Source organism: Exiguobacterium sp. EA-TM-5, from assembly GCF_053878415.1.
The window spans coordinates 341220-359104 of sequence record NZ_CM132670.1 but is presented as its reverse complement, the minus strand read 5'-3'; the positions used below and the strand labels follow the sequence as shown (position 1 = coordinate 359104).

Annotated in this window: 17 protein-coding genes and 1 other annotated feature (1 of these 18 only partly in view); all 17 genes read left to right on the top strand. The window is 47.9% G+C overall.

Annotated elements, in window-relative coordinates; genetic code table 11:
• Positions 1-64: a sequence feature (ribosomal protein L10 leader region), on the top strand (it extends 88 nt beyond the left edge of the window).
• 50 nt (positions 65-114) lie between these two features.
• Positions 115-621, top strand: coding sequence for a 50S ribosomal protein L10 (gene rplJ / locus ACV3PA_RS01920; RefSeq protein WP_053451745.1), 507 nt, complete (start codon positions 115-117; stop codon positions 619-621).
• A 76-nt stretch (positions 622-697) separates the two neighbouring features.
• Complete coding sequence (gene rplL / locus ACV3PA_RS01915; protein WP_023466613.1) at positions 698-1066, top strand: 50S ribosomal protein L7/L12; 369 nt, start codon at positions 698-700, stop codon at positions 1064-1066.
• Between the two features lie 82 nt (positions 1067-1148).
• Entirely contained in the window at positions 1149-1745 is a 597-nt protein-coding gene (locus ACV3PA_RS01910; protein ID WP_023466614.1) for a class I SAM-dependent methyltransferase, read from the top strand.
• 231 nt (positions 1746-1976) lie between these two features.
• A complete protein-coding gene (rpoB, locus tag ACV3PA_RS01905) occupies positions 1977-5534 on the top strand; it encodes a DNA-directed RNA polymerase subunit beta (RefSeq protein ID WP_053451758.1) in 3558 nt (1185 codons plus the stop codon).
• A 20-nt stretch (positions 5535-5554) separates the two neighbouring features.
• Positions 5555-9154: a DNA-directed RNA polymerase subunit beta' gene (gene rpoC / locus ACV3PA_RS01900; RefSeq protein ID WP_053451743.1), complete on the top strand. Its 3600-nt coding sequence runs from the start codon at positions 5555-5557 to the stop codon at positions 9152-9154.
• Positions 9155-9234: 80 nt separating this feature from the next.
• Positions 9235-9486 carry a ribosomal L7Ae/L30e/S12e/Gadd45 family protein gene (locus ACV3PA_RS01895; protein WP_023466620.1) on the top strand — a complete coding sequence of 84 codons (252 nt, stop codon included), beginning with the start codon at positions 9235-9237 and terminating at the stop codon, positions 9484-9486.
• 125 nt (positions 9487-9611) lie between these two features.
• A complete protein-coding gene (rpsL, locus tag ACV3PA_RS01890; RefSeq protein ID WP_012369004.1) occupies positions 9612-10034 on the top strand; it encodes a 30S ribosomal protein S12 in 423 nt (140 codons plus the stop codon).
• A 49-nt stretch (positions 10035-10083) separates the two neighbouring features.
• Entirely contained in the window at positions 10084-10554 is a 471-nt protein-coding gene (rpsG, locus tag ACV3PA_RS01885) for a 30S ribosomal protein S7 (RefSeq protein ID WP_023466623.1), read from the top strand.
• 124 nt (positions 10555-10678) lie between these two features.
• Positions 10679-12757 carry an elongation factor G gene (gene fusA / locus ACV3PA_RS01880; RefSeq protein WP_053451742.1) on the top strand — a complete coding sequence of 693 codons (2079 nt, stop codon included), beginning with the start codon at positions 10679-10681 and terminating at the stop codon, positions 12755-12757.
• Positions 12758-12874: 117 nt separating this feature from the next.
• The gene (gene tuf / locus ACV3PA_RS01875; protein WP_053451741.1) at positions 12875-14062 is read left to right on the top strand and encodes an elongation factor Tu; all 1188 of its coding nucleotides are present in this window, start codon (positions 12875-12877) and stop codon (positions 14060-14062) included.
• 319 nt (positions 14063-14381) lie between these two features.
• A complete protein-coding gene (gene rpsJ / locus ACV3PA_RS01870; RefSeq protein ID WP_029343090.1) occupies positions 14382-14690 on the top strand; it encodes a 30S ribosomal protein S10 in 309 nt (102 codons plus the stop codon).
• A gap of 68 nt (positions 14691-14758) precedes the next feature.
• Positions 14759-15385 (top strand): 50S ribosomal protein L3, encoded by a 627-nt coding sequence (rplC, locus tag ACV3PA_RS01865; protein WP_023466629.1) that lies wholly within the window; start codon positions 14759-14761, stop codon positions 15383-15385.
• A 29-nt stretch (positions 15386-15414) separates the two neighbouring features.
• Positions 15415-16038: a 50S ribosomal protein L4 gene (gene rplD / locus ACV3PA_RS01860; RefSeq protein WP_023466630.1), complete on the top strand. Its 624-nt coding sequence runs from the start codon at positions 15415-15417 to the stop codon at positions 16036-16038.
• Positions 16038-16322, top strand: coding sequence for a 50S ribosomal protein L23 (rplW, locus tag ACV3PA_RS01855; RefSeq protein WP_023466631.1), 285 nt, complete (start codon positions 16038-16040; stop codon positions 16320-16322). The genes rplD and rplW overlap by 1 nt, the downstream gene beginning before the upstream one ends.
• A gap of 32 nt (positions 16323-16354) precedes the next feature.
• Entirely contained in the window at positions 16355-17185 is an 831-nt protein-coding gene (gene rplB, locus ACV3PA_RS01850) for a 50S ribosomal protein L2 (protein ID WP_023466632.1), read from the top strand.
• A gap of 63 nt (positions 17186-17248) precedes the next feature.
• Positions 17249-17527 carry a 30S ribosomal protein S19 gene (gene rpsS / locus ACV3PA_RS01845; protein ID WP_012369013.1) on the top strand — a complete coding sequence of 93 codons (279 nt, stop codon included), beginning with the start codon at positions 17249-17251 and terminating at the stop codon, positions 17525-17527.
• 20 nt (positions 17528-17547) lie between these two features.
• A complete protein-coding gene (gene rplV, locus ACV3PA_RS01840) occupies positions 17548-17880 on the top strand; it encodes a 50S ribosomal protein L22 (protein WP_012369014.1) in 333 nt (110 codons plus the stop codon).
• The last annotated feature ends 5 nt before the right edge of the window (positions 17881-17885 follow it).

The following is a 17885-nucleotide window of genomic DNA, read 5'->3' as shown; positions in this document are numbered from 1 at the left end:
CAGGTATCCTTTTTGACGATTACGCCTCCTCTGCTCTGCAGACGGAGGCTTTTTATTTGAAATCGAGCAGCCCCTCGCACCGGTACATTTCATCTACCAGGAGGTGCAACAGAAATGGCAAACGAAAAAGTTATCGCTGTCAAAGCGGATCTCGTATCTGAGATCGCTGAGAAACTCCAAGCGAGCGCAGGAACAGTTGTCGTCGACTACCGTGGTCTCACAGTAGAAGAAGTCACTGAACTTCGTAAACAACTCCGCGAAGCGGGCGTTGAATTCAAAGTTTACAAAAACGGTCTCCTCCGCCGCGCGGCAGTTCAAAGCAACCTCGAAGGTCTTGAGGAAGTCTTCACAGGTCCTAGTGCGATCGCCTTCAGTAATGAAGACGTTATCGCGCCAGCTAAGATCTTGAACGACTTCGCTAAAACACACAAGGCTCTCGAACTTAAAGGTGGTATCATCGAAGGCAAAGTCACTTCAGTAGAAGATGTCAAAGCCCTTGCGGAACTTCCATCACGCGAAGGTCTCCTTTCGATGCTCCTCAGCGTGCTTCAAGCGCCAATCCGTGGACTCGCGGTGGCAACGAACGCAATCGCAGAGCAAAAAGAAGAACAATCTGCTTAATTTCTGCTTAGCGGGATAGGCAAACAACACAATTTTCACACCCCAACGTGGGCTAAATCAAAGGAGGAAAACCATAATGGCTTTCAACAAAGAGCAATTTATCGAAGACCTCAAGGGCATGACTGTTCTTGAACTTAACGAACTCGTAAAAACAATCGAAGAAGAATTCGGCGTATCAGCAGCAGCTCCAGTAGCAGTTGCAGGTGCTGGCGCAGGCGCAGCAGCTGAAGAGCAAACTGAATTCGACGTTATCCTTACTAACGCTGGATCTGGTAAAATCAACGTCATCAAAGCAGTTCGCGAATTGACAGGCCTCGGTCTTAAAGAAGCGAAAGCTCTCGTAGACGGAACTCCAGCACCAGTTAAAGAAGGCGTTTCGAAAGAAGACGCTGAAGCAATGAAAGCTAAGCTTGAAGAAGCTGGCGCTACTGTAGAAGTTAAGTAATTTTCTTCTTCCGTAGAAACAAGAGAAGCTCGCATTGCGAGCTTCTTTTGTTTTCATCTTTTACATGAGAGGGGAAGGAAACATGGCGGATCATTATTATACGAATGACCCTTCATCGAAGCGAGATCCGAAGACGTGGGAATACGTCTTGCGTGGTCAAACGCTCCGCTTTACATCGGATCACGGTGTCTTTTCAAAGAACGGAATCGATTTTGGTTCACGTCTTTTGATTGAGGCATTCACGGAACCGGCTGTAGCTGGAGACATTTTAGATGTCGGCTGCGGATATGGACCGATGGGGATTGCGCTCTCGAAGTCGACAGGACGTCCGGCACACTTGATCGATGTCAATGAACGGGCGCTCGAACTAGCGGCAGATAATGCGCGCGCGAACGGTGTTTCCGTGACGACCGGTGTGAGTGACGGGTATGATGGGGTAGGCGAATCGACATTCGCAGCGATCGTGACGAATCCACCGATTCGGGCAGGAAAAACGGTCGTTCATCGTATTCTCCGGGAAGCATATGATCATCTCGTCGTTGGCGGCGAACTTTGGGTCGTCATTCAAAAGAAACAAGGTGGTCCATCGGCGAAGAAGTTGATGGAAGATGTATTCGGTATGTGTGAGACAGTTACCCGGGATAAAGGGTACTCGATATTTAAATCAATTCGGTCTTGACAAATCGAAGGATTTGTCGTTGACCTCATGTTGTGTCTATGATAGTATTATAAAATGCCATTGGAGTGATTTTTGGATAAGATGTTTGAAAGCAGCTGGCGTTCTCGACTACAGATGATTAAGTAGACAAGACGTCGCTTTTTTGCGCTTATCAATCAAAAAATGGCTTCAATGTTCGATATTACACCCGTCCTTCTCTATAAGAAGAAGTGGGTCTGAGAGGTGAATCAGTTGACTGGTCAACTTGTTCAGTACGGTCGTCACCGTCAGAGAAGAAGCTATGCACGTATCAGCGAAGTATTGGAACTTCCAAACTTAATCGAGATTCAAACGAATTCGTATGAGTGGTTCCTGCGGGAAGGTCTTCGTGAGATGTTTCATGACATTTCGCCGATTTCCGATTTCACAGGGAATCTTGTATTAGAATTCATCGACTACTCGCTCGGAGAGCCGAAGTATTCGATCGATGAATCGAAAGAGCGCGACGTGACCTATTCGGCACCACTACGCGTTAAAGTCCGTCTTCAAAATAAAGAGACGGGTGAATTGAAAGAACAAGAAGTCTTCATGGGTGACTTCCCGCTTATGACGGAGTCGGGAACATTCATCATCAATGGAGCGGAGCGCGTAATCGTTTCGCAGCTTGTTCGTTCGCCAAGTGTTTATTACAACAATAAGTTAGATAAGAACGGTAAGCGTGGATTCTCCGCGACAGTCATCCCAAACCGTGGTGCATGGCTCGAGCTCGAGACAGACGCGAAAGACATCGTTTATGTTCGCATTGATCGCACGCGTAAGATTCCAGTAACGGTTCTTTTACGTGCTCTTGGTTTCGGTACGGATCAGGAAATCATCGATCTTCTCGGTGATGATGAGTACCTCCGGAATTCACTTGAAAAAGATAATACGGAATCAACGGAAAAAGCCCTCATCGAGATTTATGAGCGTCTACGTCCGGGAGAGCCGCCGACAGTCGAAAACGCAAAAGCGTTACTTGTGTCGCGCTTCTTTGACCCGAAACGTTATGATTTGGCAAACGTTGGTCGTTATAAAATCAATAAAAAGCTTCATCTTAAGAACCGTCTTTTCGGTCAGAAACTTGCTGAAACGCTCGTTGACCCAGAGACAGGCGAAGTCATCGCGGAAGCAGGAACGGTCCTTGATCGTCGTATGCTCGATAAAGTCCTTCCATTCCTTGAAGGATCCGTTGGTTACATCGAAGCGACGCCAACAGGCGGCGTAACGCAGGGTGAGGCTTTCAACTTACAGTCAATCAAGGTGTTCGCACCGGACGATGCTGAAGGTGAACGCATCATCAATATCATCGGTAACGGTAACATCGATCGTGACATCAAGCACATCACGCCTGCTGACATGATTGCTGCAATCAACTACTTCTTCAACTTGTTGCATGAAGTCGGTACGACAGACGATATCGACCACCTCGGTAACCGTCGTCTCCGTTCAGTCGGTGAGTTGCTCCAGAATCAATTCCGGATCGGTCTCTCGCGGATGGAACGTGTCGTTAAAGAACGGATGTCGATTCAGGATCAGAATGCGATCACGCCACAGGCATTGATCAACATTCGTCCAGTTATCGCATCGATTAAAGAGTTCTTCGGTAGCTCGCAGTTGTCTCAGTTCATGGACCAAACGAACCCGCTTGCAGAATTGACGCACAAACGTCGTCTTTCAGCACTCGGACCCGGTGGTTTGACACGTGAGCGCGCTGGTTTCGAAGTTCGTGACGTACACTACTCGCACTATTCCCGTATGTGTCCGATCGAAACACCAGAGGGACCAAACATCGGTTTGATCAACTCGTTATCTTCCTACGCGAAGGTCAATGAGTACGGCTTCATCGAAGCACCATATCGTCGTGTCGATCCGGAAACGGGCGTCGTCACGAATGACATCCACTACATGACTGCAGACGAAGAGGATCTCTACGTCGTCGCACAGGCAAATATGTTGTTGACGGAAGAGAAGACGTTCCAAGATTCACACGTCCTTTCACGTTTCCGTGGACAAAACTTGTCTGTTGAACCAGCACGTGTCGATTATATGGATGTTTCGCCGAAGCAGGTTGTATCTGCCGCAACGGCTTGTATCCCGTTCCTTGAGAACGATGACTCGAACCGTGCCCTCATGGGAGCGAACATGCAACGTCAGGCCGTCCCACTTCTGAACCCGGAATCTCCGATTGTTGGTACAGGTATGGAGTACGTGTCTGCAAAAGACTCAGGAGCCGCTGTTGTTGCGAAGCACGCAGGGATCGCTGAGCGCGTTACGGCGCGTGAAATCCTTGTCCGTCGTACGACGGAAGTCGATGGCAACATCGTTGAAGGTGAACTCGACCGTTACAAGATTCAAAAATTCATCCGTTCTAACCAAGGAACGTGTTATAACCAAAAACCAATCATCAAAGCAGGCGACCCTGTCGATAAAGGCGAGATCCTTGCAGATGGTCCATCGATGGACGGTGGGGAACTTGCACTTGGTCGCAACGTACTCGTCGGATTCATGACATGGGATGGTTACAACTACGAGGATGCTGTCATCATGAGTGAGCGTCTTGTTAAAGATGACGTATACACATCGATCCACATCGAAGAATACGAATGTGAGTCGCGTGATACGAAACTCGGACCGGAAGAAATCACACGTGATATTCCGAACGTCGGTGATGATGCCTTGAAAAACCTCGACGATCGCGGAATCATCCGCGTCGGTGCGGAAGTCAAGGACGGCGATATCCTCGTCGGTAAAGTTACGCCGAAGGGTGTAACGGAATTGACAGCGGAAGAACGTCTTCTTCATGCGATCTTCGGTGAAAAAGCACGTGAAGTCCGTGATACATCTCTCCGTGTTCCACACGGTGGTGATGGAATCATCCTCGACGTCAAAATCTTCGACCGCGATAATGGGGACGAGCTCTCACCTGGTGTCAACCAGTTGATCCGTGCTTACATCGTTCAGAAGCGTAAGATTCACGAGGGTGATAAAATGGCGGGGCGTCACGGTAACAAAGGTGTTATCTCGCGTATCCTTCCAGAAGAAGACATGCCGTACATGCCAGACGGTACGCCAATTGACATCATGTTGAACCCACTTGGGGTTCCATCACGGATGAACATCGGGCAGTTGCTCGAGCTTCACCTCGGGATGGCAGCACGTCAACTCGGCATTAAAGTCGCATCACCAGTATTTGATGGTGCGCGTGAGGAAGATGTTTGGGCAACGATTGAAGAAGCAGGTATGGATCGCGACGCGAAAACTGTCCTTTATGATGGTCGTTCGGGTGAAGCGTTCGATAACCGTATCTCTGTCGGTGTCATGTATATGATTAAACTTGCTCACATGGTTGATGATAAACTTCACGCACGTTCGACAGGACCATACTCACTCGTTACACAACAACCGCTCGGTGGTAAAGCCCAGTTCGGTGGTCAGCGTTTCGGTGAGATGGAAGTATGGGCACTTGAAGCATATGGCGCAGCCTACACGCTCCAAGAGATCCTTACAATCAAGTCGGATGATACGATCGGTCGTGTCAAAGCGTACGAAGCAATCGTCAAAGGTGAGAATGTACCACAACCGGGCGTACCGGAATCGTTCCGAGTCCTCATTAAAGAGCTTCAATCCCTCGGTATGGACGTTAAGATGATGTCTGCTGATGATGAAGAGATCGAAATGCGTGACGAAGACGAGGACAATATCCCGAACGCGACTCCAGCACTCGAAGAAGTTCAAGCGCCTGTCGCACCAGTTGTTACTGAAGAGGAATAAGCGAAAGGGAGGTCCACCCCTTGGTAGATGTTAATAGATTTGAATATATGCAAATCGGCCTCGCTTCCCCCGAAAAGATCCGTTCATGGTCTTTCGGGGAAGTGAAAAAGCCGGAGACGATCAACTATCGTACACTCAAACCGGAGAAAGACGGTTTGTTCTGTGAACGTATCTTTGGTCCAACAAAAGACTGGGAATGTTACTGTGGTAAATACAAACGGATCCGCTATAAAGGAATCATTTGTGACCGCTGTGGCGTTGAAGTCACGAAGTCGAAAGTCCGTCGTGAGCGCATGGGTCACATCGAGCTCGCAGCACCGGTTTCGCACATCTGGTACTTCAAAGGAATTCCTAGCCGTATGGGACTCGTCCTTGACATGTCACCGCGTGCGTTAGAAGAGATCATCTACTTCGCGTCGTACGTCGTCACAGATCCAGGCGAATCGACACTGGAGAAGAAACAACTCCTTTCAGAAAAAGAATACCGTGCCTATCGTGAGAAGTTCGGTCGTTCGTTCACTGCTGAAATGGGTGCGGAAGCAGTTCGTAAATTGCTCCGTGACGTGGAACTTGATAAAGAAGTCGCTGGATTACGTGAAGAGCTTCGTATGATTCAAGGACAACGTCGTACTCGTGCGATTAAACGCCTTGAAGTCCTCGATGCTTTCCGTAACTCGGGCAACAATCCAGAATGGATGGTTCTCGAAGTACTTCCAGTCATCCCACCGGAACTTCGTCCGATGGTTCAACTCGATGGCGGACGTTTTGCAACGTCTGACTTGAACGACTTGTACCGCCGCGTCATCAACCGTAACAACCGTCTCAAGCGTCTTCTTGACCTTGGTGCTCCGAACATCATCGTTCAGAATGAAAAACGGATGCTTCAAGAAGCAGTCGATGCCTTGATCGATAACGGTCGTCGCGGTCGTCCCGTTACAGGACCAGGTAACCGTCCACTTAAATCACTTTCACACATGTTGAAAGGGAAACAAGGACGTTTCCGTCAAAACTTACTCGGTAAACGTGTCGACTACTCTGGTCGTTCGGTTATCGTCGTTGGTCCAAACTTGAAGATGTATCAATGTGGTCTTCCAAAAGAAATGGCACTTGAACTCTTCAAACCGTTCGTCATGAAAGAACTCGTCTCTCGTGGCATCGCACCGAACATCAAGAGTGCGAAACGGAAAATCGAGCGTGTTCAACCTGAAATCTGGGATGTCCTCGAAGAAGTCATCCGTGAGCATCCGGTTCTCTTGAACCGTGCACCGACACTTCACCGTCTCGGTATCCAGGCGTTCGAACCAACGCTCGTCGAAGGACGCGCGATTCGCCTTCACCCACTCGTATGTACGGCATATAACGCCGATTTCGATGGTGACCAAATGGCGGTTCACGTACCACTTTCGGCAGAAGCTCAAGCAGAAGCACGTCTTCTCATGCTCGCTGCACAAAACATCTTGAACCCGAAAGACGGTAAACCTGTTGTTACACCATCGCAGGATATGGTCCTCGGTAACTACTACCTCACGCTCGAGCGCGAAAACGCAATCGGCGAAGGTAAAATCTTCTCGACAGTGAATGAAGCGCTCATCGCTTACCAAAACGGTTATGCGCACTTCCATACACGTGTTGCGATTCCAGCCGGCGTTCTGAAGAACCCGACATTCACAGAAGAGCAAAACGAGAAATTATTGATTACAACAGTCGGTAAGTTGATCTTCAACGAGATCCTCCCAACGACGTTCCCTTACTTGAACGAACCAACGATGACGAACCTTCAAGAAGCGACGCCAGACACATACTTCCTTGAAAAAGGAACAGATGTCGCGGCAGAACTGAAGAATCGTCCGATCATCGATCCGTTCAAAAAAGGATTCCTTGGAAATGTCATCGCGGAAGTCTTCAAACGGTTTGAGACGACAGAAACAAGCCGCATGCTCGACCGCATGAAAAACCTTGGATTCAAACACTCGACTCGTGCCGGTATTACGGTAGGGATCGCGGACATCATCGTTCTTCCGGACAAACAAGAAATTCTTGTTGAAGCGCAAGACAATGTCGACCGCGTCATGAAATCGTACCGTCGTGGTCTCATCACAGAAGACGAGCGCTATGAGCGCGTCGTTAAATCGTGGAATGATGCGAAGGATGAAATTCAGTCTCGTCTGATGAAATCCCTTAACCGTCTGAACCCGATCTTCATGATGAGTGACTCCGGTGCCCGTGGTAACGCGTCGAACTTCACGCAGCTCGCTGGTATGCGTGGACTCATGGCCGCTCCAAGTGGACGGATCATCGAGCTCCCGATCAAATCATCGTTCCGTGAGGGTCTAACGGTACAGGAATACTTCATCTCGACACACGGTGCGCGTAAAGGTCTTGCCGATACAGCCCTGAAAACGGCTGACTCAGGTTACCTGACTCGTCGTCTCGTTGACGTCGCTCAAGACGTCATCATCCGTGAAGACGATTGTGGAACGGATCGTGGTATCCGTGTCACTGCACTCCGTGAAGGAACGGAAGAAATCGAAAGTCTCTACGACCGCCTCGTCGGCCGTACTGCATTCGAAAACGTCGTTCATCCAGAAACAGGAGAAGTCCTCGTTTCAACGAACGAACTCATCGATGAAGACATCGCTCGTGTCATCACTGACGCTGGTGTCGATAACGTTGAGATCCGTACTGCCTTCACATGTAACACAAGCCATGGTGTCTGTAAGAAATGTTACGGACGCAACTTGGCAACAGGCAACGACGTCGAAGTCGGCGAAGCTGTCGGTATCATTGCGGCACAATCAATCGGTGAGCCAGGAACGCAGCTTACGATGCGTACCTTCCACACAGGTGGGGTTGCCGGTGATGATATCACACAAGGTCTTCCGCGTATCCAAGAGTTGTTCGAAGCGCGTAACCCGAAAGGTCAAGCGGTCATCTCGGAAATCGATGGTCAAGTCATCGACTTCACGGAATCGCGTGACAAACGTGAATTGACGGTTCAAGGACTCAGCGAAACACGCACATACACGATCCCATTCGGTTCGCGTCTACGTGTTCAGCTCGGGGACGAGGTCAAAGCTGGTCAAGTCTTCACAGAAGGTTCGATCGATCCGAAAGAACTCTTGAACGTTAAAGGTGTATCCGGCGTTCAGAACTACTTGCTCCAAGAAGTTCAAAAAGTATACCGGATGCAAGGGGTTGAGATCGGTGACAAACACGTCGAGGTCATGGTTCGTCAAATGATCCGTCGCGTACGTGTCATCGAGTCTGGTGAGACTTCACTCTTACCAGGTTCGCTCGTCGATATCAGCACGTTCAAGGAAGCTTGTAAAGAAGCGCTCCGTAACGGGAAAGCTCTCGCTTCGGCGAAACCAGTTCTTCTCGGTATCACGAAAGCGTCACTTGAAACAGATTCATTCCTATCGGCTGCGTCGTTCCAAGAAACGACTCGTGTCCTTACGGATGCAGCGATTAAAGGGAAGAGCGACTACCTTCGCGGCTTGAAAGAGAACGTCATCATCGGTAAGTTAGTTCCAGCTGGTACTGGGATGGCACGTTACCGTCAGATCGATCTCGAAGTAGCTGGCGAAGCACCTGTAGAAGCCGATTCTCCGGTAGAATAAAACGCCTTGACACGCCGGTATGGCGGTGCTACTATGATATAGTGTTGCCAACCGGCTGTGTTATTTTGGAGGATATCTTCATGTCTTACAAAAAAGTAGTCGGCGCAGATTTGAAGTTTGTCGGTCAAAAGCAAACGCTCAAAGCATTGCGATCTGGCAAGGCGTCGGAAGTGATCATTGCGGATGACGCAGATGAACACGTAAAACAAGCATTGCTCGATGCGGCGAAACAAGCTAACGTTCCAGTCGTGAATGTTCCTTCTAAGCAAGAGCTTGGAAAAGCTTGTGGAATCGATGTCGCAGCAACCGCTGTTGCCATTAAGAAAGTTTGATAATGCGTTTTGTGTGGCGATGGAATGCCTGAGCCACGCAAAACGCTTCATTATGACTTTCGATGAACCACCCGGCTCGGTGGTTTTGAAATTTGTCATGAATTCAGGAAGGGAGGATCTCAAAGATGCCTACTATCAACCAATTAGTCCGTAAAGGACGTCAATCAAAAGTTGTGAAATCAGATTCGCCAGCGCTGAACAAAGGGTACAACAGCTTCATTAAAGCTCGTACTGACATCAGCTCACCACAAAAACGTGGTGTTTGTACTCGTGTAGGTACAATGACTCCGAAGAAACCGAACTCGGCTCTTCGTAAATACGCACGTGTACGTTTGACGAACACAATGGAAGTAACAGCTTACATCCCAGGTATCGGCCACAACCTTCAAGAGCACAGTGTTGTTCTTATCCGCGGCGGCCGCGTAAAAGACTTACCAGGGGTACGTTACCACATCGTTCGTGGTGCGCTTGATACAGCTGGTGTTGACGGCCGTATGCAAGGTCGCTCGAAATATGGTACTAAACGTCCAAAAGCAGCAAAAAAATAATCTAGATATCTCAGGATATCACCTCACTATATGAAAGGAGGGACTCGGAATGCCACGTAAAGGTCAAGCAGAACGTCGTGATGTAATGGCTGATCCGATCTACAACTCTAAACTCGTTACCCGCCTTATCAACCGTCTTATGTTAGATGGTAAAAAAGGTACTGCTCAACAAATCTTATACAAAGCTTTCGAAACTATCGCTGAACGTTCAGGTCGCGATGCAATGGAAGTCTTTGAAGAAGCGATGAACAACATCATGCCAGTTCTTGAAGTTAAAGCACGCCGTGTAGGTGGAGCTAACTATCAAGTTCCTGTCGAAGTTCGCCCAGAGCGCCGTACGACACTCGCACTTCGTTACCTCGTGAACTACTCACGTCTCCGTAACGAAAAAACAATGGATGCGCGTCTTGCTAACGAAATCATGGACGCTGCAAACAACACTGGTGCTTCTGTTAAGAAGCGCGAAGATATGCACAAAATGGCGGAAGCGAACAAAGCGTTTGCTCACTACCGCTGGTAATTCCGAAAATCACCACCTCATGCATGCCATTTTTAATGGAATTATGAGGTGGCTTTCGGGTATAGTCATGACGTGTGGTAACACACGACCACTAAACTAAAATGCGAAAGGAGAATGTTTAAAGATGGCAAGAGAATTCTCCCTTAAGAACACTCGTAACATCGGGATCATGGCTCACATCGATGCTGGTAAAACAACAACGACTGAGCGTATCCTGTACTACACGGGTCGTATCCACAAGATTGGTGAAACGCACGAAGGTGCTTCACAAATGGACTGGATGGAGCAAGAGCAAGAGCGTGGGATCACGATTACATCGGCAGCAACAACTGCTCAATGGAAAGGTAACCGCGTAAACATCATCGATACACCTGGACACGTAGACTTCACAGTTGAGGTTGAACGTTCACTTCGCGTACTTGATGGTGCGGTAGCAGTACTTGACGCTCAGTCTGGTGTTGAGCCACAAACTGAGACAGTATGGCGCCAAGCTACAACTTACGGCGTACCACGTATCGTTTTCGTTAACAAAATGGATAAAATCGGTGCAGACTTCTTGTACTCGGTTGGAACGCTTCGCGATCGCCTTCAAGCAAACGCACACGCGATCCAAATCCCAATTGGTGCGGAAGATGAATTCAAAGGAATCATCGACCTCGTCGAACAGAAAACATACATGTACGGTAACGATCTCGGAACTGATATCGAAGTGACTGACGGTTTCCCAGCTGATCTCGCTGATCAAGCTGAAGAACTCCGTGGATCATTGATCGAAGCAGTTGCGGATTACGAAGAAGAATTGATGATGAAATACCTCGAGGGTGAAGAAATCACAATCGACGAGTTGAAAGCGGCTATCCGTAAAGCAACTCTGACAGTTGACTTCTATCCTGTACTCGTAGGTTCGGCATTCAAGAACAAAGGTGTTCAGCTTATGCTTGACGCAGTTCTCGATTACCTCCCATCACCAATCGACGTAAAAGCGATCTCAGGTATCAACATGGATACGGATGAAGAAATCGTGCGTGAGTCTTCGGACGAAGCACCATTCTCTGCACTCGCATTCAAAGTTATGACTGACCCTTACGTCGGTAAATTGACGTTCTTCCGTGTGTACTCTGGTACAGCTTCGGCAGGATCGTACGTTAAAAACTCAACAAAAGGCAAACGTGAGCGTCTTGGACGTATCCTTCAAATGCACGCAAACAGCCGTGAAGAAATCCCGATGGTATACGCGGGTGACATCGCTGCAGCTGTAGGTTTGAAAGATACGACTACTGGAGATACGCTTTGTGCAGAGAAAGACAACGTCGTTCTCGAATCAATGACATTCCCAGAACCAGTTATCTCGGTCGCTATCGAACCAAAAACGAAAGCTGACCAAGATAAAATGGGTCAAGCCCTCGCTAAGCTTGCTGAAGAGGATCCAACGTTCCGCACTGAAACAAACCCAGAGACTGGTCAAACGATCATCTCAGGTATGGGTGAGCTTCACCTCGACATCATCGTTGACCGTATGCGTCGCGAGTTCAAAGTCGAAGCAAACGTTGGTGCTCCACAAGTAGCTTACCGTGAAACGATCCGCCAAGCGGCGAAGATCGATTCGAAGTTCGCTCGTCAATCTGGTGGTCGTGGTCAGTATGGTCACGTCGTCGTAGAATTCGAGCCGAACGAAGAAGGCGCTGGCTTCGAGTTCAACAACAAAATCGTCGGTGGTGTTGTTCCACGTGAATACATCCCAGCGGTTGAGCACGGAATCGAAGAAGCACTTCAAAACGGTATCCTTGCTGGTTACCCGGTCGTTGACGTAAAAGCTTCACTCGTCTTCGGATCGTACCACGATGTCGACTCAAACGAGATGGCATTTAAAGTTGCGGCTTCAATGGCAGTCAAACAACTTAAAGATAAGAGCGGCGCTGTTATCCTTGAGCCAATGATGAAAGTTGAAATCGTTATCCCAGACGAATACATGGGAGACATCATGGGTGATGTTACATCACGCCGTGGTCGCGTAGAAGGTATGGAAGCACGCGGTAACGCTCAAGTTGTCCGTTCAATGATTCCACTTTCTGAAATGTTTGGATACGCTACTGGTCTTCGTTCACGCACACAAGGTCGCGGAACGTACTCGATGCACTTCGATCACTACGAAGAAGTACCGAAATCAGTTGCTGAAGAAATCATCAAAAAAGCAAACGGCTAATCCTTCACAGGTTGTCACGCTTTTATGATTAGTGTAAGCTAAGGAAGGTGTACGTTATCTTACGACTCACCTTCCTAGTTATAAAAAATTATTAGACACATAGAGGAGGAATTCAGAATGGGTAAGGAAAAATTCGACCGTTCTAAACCGCACGTTAACGTTGGTACAATCGGCCACGTCGACCACGGTAAAACAACTTTAACAGCAGCTATCTCAGCTGTACTTGCAAAATCACAAGGTAAAGCTGCAACTAAGTTTGACCAAATCGATGGTGCTCCAGAAGAGCGCGAGCGCGGTATCACAATCGCAACAGCTCACATCGAGTACGAAACAGACAAACGCCACTATGCACACGTTGACTGCCCAGGTCACGCTGACTATGTTAAAAACATGATCACTGGTGCTGCACAAATGGACGGAGCGATCCTCGTTGTTTCTGCAACTGATGGTCCAATGCCACAAACACGTGAGCACATCTTGCTTTCACGTCAAGTAGGTGTTCCTTTCATCGTAGTATTCATGAACAAAGTTGACATGGTTGACGACGAAGAGCTTCTTGAGCTCGTCGAAATGGAAATCCGTGAACTTCTTTCTGAGTATGACTTCCCAGGTGATGACCTCCCAGTTATCCAAGGGTCTGCTCTTGGCGCGCTTAACGGCGAAGCTAAATGGGAAGAAAAAATCATGGAACTCATGGCAGCTGTCGATGAGTACATCCCAGAACCAACTCGTGACACTGAAAAAGACTTCATGATGCCAGTTGAGGATGTCTTCTCAATCACTGGTCGTGGTACAGTTGCTACTGGCCGCGTTGAGCGTGGAGTTCTTAAAGTCAACGACGAGATCGAAATCGTTGGTCTTCACGAAGAAACTAAAAAATCAGTATGTACTGGTGTAGAGATGTTCCGTAAGCTTCTTGACTATGCTGAAGCTGGCGACAACATCGGTGCTCTTCTCCGTGGTGTATCACGTGACGACATCGAGCGTGGACAAGTTCTCGCGAAACCAAACACAATCACACCACACAAAAAGTTCAAAGCGCAAGTTTACGTTCTCTCTAAAGAAGAGGGTGGCCGTCACACGCCATTCTTCGGTAACTACCGTCCACAGTTCTACTTCCGTACAACTGACGTAACTGGTATGTGCCAACTTCCAGAAGGAACTGAAATGGTAATGCCTGGGGACAACATCGAATTGACTGTTGAACTCATCGCGCCAATCGCTCTTGAAAAAGAAACTCGTTTCTCAATCCGTGAAGGTGGCCGTACAGTAGGCGCTGGATCAGTTACAGAAATCGTTGAGTAATTTTTAAGACAAAAAAGGTCTTCCGTCTCCCGTGGCGGAAGACCTTTTTTCATTTCTTTGAAAACAGTCTTGCAACATGGTCTGACATCTTATATACTGAGGAAAGTGTTTGTGCGAGTGGTGAGAGACTTGAATACATATTCTGTTTTATTAATGCTTGCAATCTTGCTGGTGATTCAGTATGATAGAATATGTTGGTCACAAACACAACGCGATGAAGCGGGAGGTTATGACACACCAGGCGGCATTGCCATGGCTAGTGTGGAAATTTCCGCGGAGAATGTCTATTTACAAAATAGGCGAAAAGGAGGGAAATAACATGGCAAATGAAAAAATTCGGATCCGTTTGAAAGCATACGATCACCGCGTGCTTGATCAATCGGCTGAGAAAATTGTCGACACAGCAAAACGTTCAGGTGCTACTGTATCTGGTCCGATCCCACTCCCAACGGAGAAAGCGGTCTACACAGTACTTCGTGCCGTTCACAAGTACAAAGATGCTCGTGAGCAGTTCGAAATGCGTACACACAAACGTTTGATCGACATCGTTAACCCAACACCGAAAACTGTTGATGCGCTTATGCGTCTCGAACTTCCATCGGGCGTTGACATCGAAATCAAACTTTAATTTTTCTTCTATAGATAGTTGATACTAGCCAGAAGATCAAAATCATTCAATATTAGGAGGTGTATCTCATGGCTAAAGGAATCTTAGGAACTAAACTCGGTATGACACAAATCTTCAACGAGTCAGGCGAAGTCGTCCCTGTTACTGTCGTTTCAGTCGAAGGTAACGTTGTTCTTCAATTGAAAACAACGGAAGTTGACGGTTACGAAGCAGTTCAACTCGGCTTTGGTGATATCAAAGAAGGTCGTCAAAACAAACCGCAAAAAGGTCACGCTGCGAAAGCAAACGCGACACCTAAGCGCTTCATTAAAGAAATCCGTACATCAGTAGCAGATTTCGAAATCGGTCAAGAGATTAAAGCAGATACTTTCGCTGCAGGCGAAATGGTTGATGTAACAGGTACGTCGAAAGGTAAAGGTTTCGCTGGTGCAATCAAGCGTCACAACCAATCACGTGGTCCAATGGCTCACGGTTCGCGTTACCACCGTCGCCCAGGTTCAATGGGTCCTGTTGCTCCTAACCGTGTATTCAAAGGGAAATTGCTCCCTGGACGCATGGGCGGAGAGCAAATCACTGTTCAAAACCTTGAAATCGTAAAAGTTGATGCAGAACGCGGCTTACTCCTCGTCAAGGGTGCTATCCCAGGCGCACGTAAGAGCCAAGTTGTCATCAAAACTGCGGTTAAAGGCAACTAATCCGTTTGCAAGGAAAGGAGGAATAACGAATGCCTAAAGTAGCTTTGCTTAACCAAACAGGTACACAAGTTGGAGACATCGAGCTCGCAGATGCCGTTTTCGGAATCGAGCCAAATGAAGCAGTCGTATACGATGCAATCGTCATGCAACAAGCTTCACGTCGCCAAGGTACACATGATACAAAAGGTCGCTCGGAAGTTCGCGGTGGCGGCCGTAAACCATGGAAACAAAAAGGTACTGGTCGTGCACGCCAAGGTTCGATCCGTTCGCCACAATGGGTTGGCGGTGGAACAGTCTTCGGTCCAACACCACGTTCGTACGCTTATAAACTTCCTAAAAAGGTTCGTCGTCTCGCACTTCGTTCAGCACTTTCTTCGAAAGTCGCTAACAACGAGTTCATCGTTCTTGAAGGATTGACAATCGATGCTCCTAAAACTAAGGACATGATCGCAGTATTCGCTGCTCTTTCAATCGAACGTAAAGTTCTCGTCGTTACTGCTGATTACAACGAGTCAGTCGTTCTTTCAACACGCAACATCCCAGGTGTCACAGTCGTTGACGCTGCAGGTGTAAACGTCCTTGATCTTGTCGCTCATGACAAAGTCATCATTACGAAGGACGCTGTTGCGAGAGTAGAGGAGGTGCTTGCATAATGGCACACACACACGACATTATCAAACGTCCTGTCATTACTGAACGTTCAGTAAACCAAATGGCTGAGAAAAAGTACACATTCGAAGTAGACGTGAAGGCATCTAAGACTCAAATCAAAGATGCAGTCGAAGCGATCTTCGGAGTGAAAGTTGACAAAGTCAACACATTGATCTCAAAACCAAAAGCAAAACGCGTAGGTCGTCACGCTGGTTACACAGCACGCCGCAAAAAAGCGGTCGTCACGCTTACTGCAGATAGCAAAGAACTCGATTACCTCGGTTAATCGGAACTCTGTAGAAAAGGAGGGAACTCTCGATGGGAATTAAAAAGTTTAAACCGACCACTAACGGTCGTCGTAATATGACTGCACTTGACTTTGCTGAGATTACGGCTTCACGTCCTGAAAAATCGTTAACTGAAAAGCTTTCGAAAAAGGGCGGACGTAACAACCAAGGTCGCTTGACAGTACGTCACCAAGGTGGCGGACACAAACGTAAATATCGTATCATCGACTTCAAACGGAACAAGGATGGCATCGCTGGTCGTGTCGCTACAATTGAATACGATCCAAACCGCTCTGCTAACATCGCATTGATCCACTACATCGATGGTGAAAAACGCTACATCCTCGCACCGAAAGGCTTGAAAGTAGACATGCAAGTCATGGCTGGACCAGAAGCTGACATTAAAGTCGGTAATGCTCTTCCACTTTCAAACATCCCAGTCGGTACGTTGATCCACAACATCGAACTTAAGCCAGGTAAAGGTGGTCAGCTCGTTCGCGCAGCTGGTACTTCTGCTCAGCTTCTCGGTAAAGATGGTAAATACGCAATCGTTCGTCTTCAATCAGGCGAAACTCGTATGATCCTTGCTACTTGCCGTGCAACAGTCGGCGCTGTCGGTAATGAAGAGCACGAGCTCGTCAATATCGGTAAAGCTGGTCGTTCACGCTGGCTCGGAAAACGTCCTACAGTTCGTGGTTCTGTCATGAACCCAGTCGATCACCCACACGGTGGTGGTGAAGGACGTGCTCCAATCGGTCGTTCGGGCCCACTTACTCCTTGGGGTAAACCGGCACTCGGATACAAAACTCGTAAGAAAAACAAAGCGAGCGATAAATATATCGTCCGTCGTTCTAAAAAATAATTACATGATTTCTGGACGGTTCGTAGGAACCGTTCCTGAATCATGCCAAAGGGAGGTACAACTATGGGTCGCAGCTTGAAAAAAGGTCCATTCGCAGATCACCATCTGCTCGCTAAGGTTGATAAAGCCAACGAAGCTGGTGACAAACATGTCATCAAAACTTGGTCACGCCGCTCGACAATCTTCCCAGAGTTCATCGGTCACACGATCGCTGTCTACGATGGTCGTAAACACGTACCGGTTTACGTGACAGAAGATATGGTCGGTCACAAACTTGGTGAATTCGCTCCAACACGTTCTTACAAAGGACATGCTGGAAACGATAAGAAAACGAAACGTTAATCTGAGGGGAGGTACTCATTATGCAATCAAAAGCATCGGCTAATATGGTTCGCATTGCTCCTCGTAAGGCACGTCTCGTAGTAGACTTAATCCGCGGGAAGCAAATCGGCGAAGCACTTTCGATTCTTGCTTACACGAACAAGGCAGCAACGCCAATCGTTGAGAAAGTATTGAAATCGGCAATCGCGAACGCTGAGCACAACTTCGACATGAACATCGAAAACCTCGTAGTCACTGAGGCTTACGTAAACGAAGGTCCAACGCTCAAACGTTTCCGCCCACGTGCAATGGGTCGCGCAAGCCGCATCAACAAACGTACGAGCCACGTTCACATCGTGGTATCTGAAAAATAAGGAGG

What these genes read in the sequence shown, in the direction of transcription:
- rplB (WP_023466632.1), top strand. Translation starts at nt 16,355, where the DNA reads ATGGGAATTAAAAAGTTTAAACCGACCACTAACGGTCGTCGTAATATG.
- rplD (WP_023466630.1), top strand. Translation starts at nt 15,415, where the DNA reads ATGCCTAAAGTAGCTTTGCTTAACCAAACAGGTACACAAGTTGGAGAC.
- ACV3PA_RS01910 (WP_023466614.1), top strand. Translation starts at nt 1,149, where the DNA reads ATGGCGGATCATTATTATACGAATGACCCTTCATCGAAGCGAGATCCG.
- rpsS (WP_012369013.1), top strand. Translation starts at nt 17,249, where the DNA reads ATGGGTCGCAGCTTGAAAAAAGGTCCATTCGCAGATCACCATCTGCTC.
- rpsJ (WP_029343090.1), top strand. Translation starts at nt 14,382, where the DNA reads ATGGCAAATGAAAAAATTCGGATCCGTTTGAAAGCATACGATCACCGC.
- rplV (WP_012369014.1), top strand. Translation starts at nt 17,548, where the DNA reads ATGCAATCAAAAGCATCGGCTAATATGGTTCGCATTGCTCCTCGTAAG.
- ACV3PA_RS01895 (WP_023466620.1), top strand. Translation starts at nt 9,235, where the DNA reads ATGTCTTACAAAAAAGTAGTCGGCGCAGATTTGAAGTTTGTCGGTCAA.
- rplL (WP_023466613.1), top strand. Translation starts at nt 698, where the DNA reads ATGGCTTTCAACAAAGAGCAATTTATCGAAGACCTCAAGGGCATGACT.
- tuf (WP_053451741.1), top strand. Translation starts at nt 12,875, where the DNA reads ATGGGTAAGGAAAAATTCGACCGTTCTAAACCGCACGTTAACGTTGGT.
- fusA (WP_053451742.1), top strand. Translation starts at nt 10,679, where the DNA reads ATGGCAAGAGAATTCTCCCTTAAGAACACTCGTAACATCGGGATCATG.
- rplJ (WP_053451745.1), top strand. Translation starts at nt 115, where the DNA reads ATGGCAAACGAAAAAGTTATCGCTGTCAAAGCGGATCTCGTATCTGAG.
- rpsL (WP_012369004.1), top strand. Translation starts at nt 9,612, where the DNA reads ATGCCTACTATCAACCAATTAGTCCGTAAAGGACGTCAATCAAAAGTT.
- rplW (WP_023466631.1), top strand. Translation starts at nt 16,038, where the DNA reads ATGGCACACACACACGACATTATCAAACGTCCTGTCATTACTGAACGT.
- rplC (WP_023466629.1), top strand. Translation starts at nt 14,759, where the DNA reads ATGGCTAAAGGAATCTTAGGAACTAAACTCGGTATGACACAAATCTTC.
- rpsG (WP_023466623.1), top strand. Translation starts at nt 10,084, where the DNA reads ATGCCACGTAAAGGTCAAGCAGAACGTCGTGATGTAATGGCTGATCCG.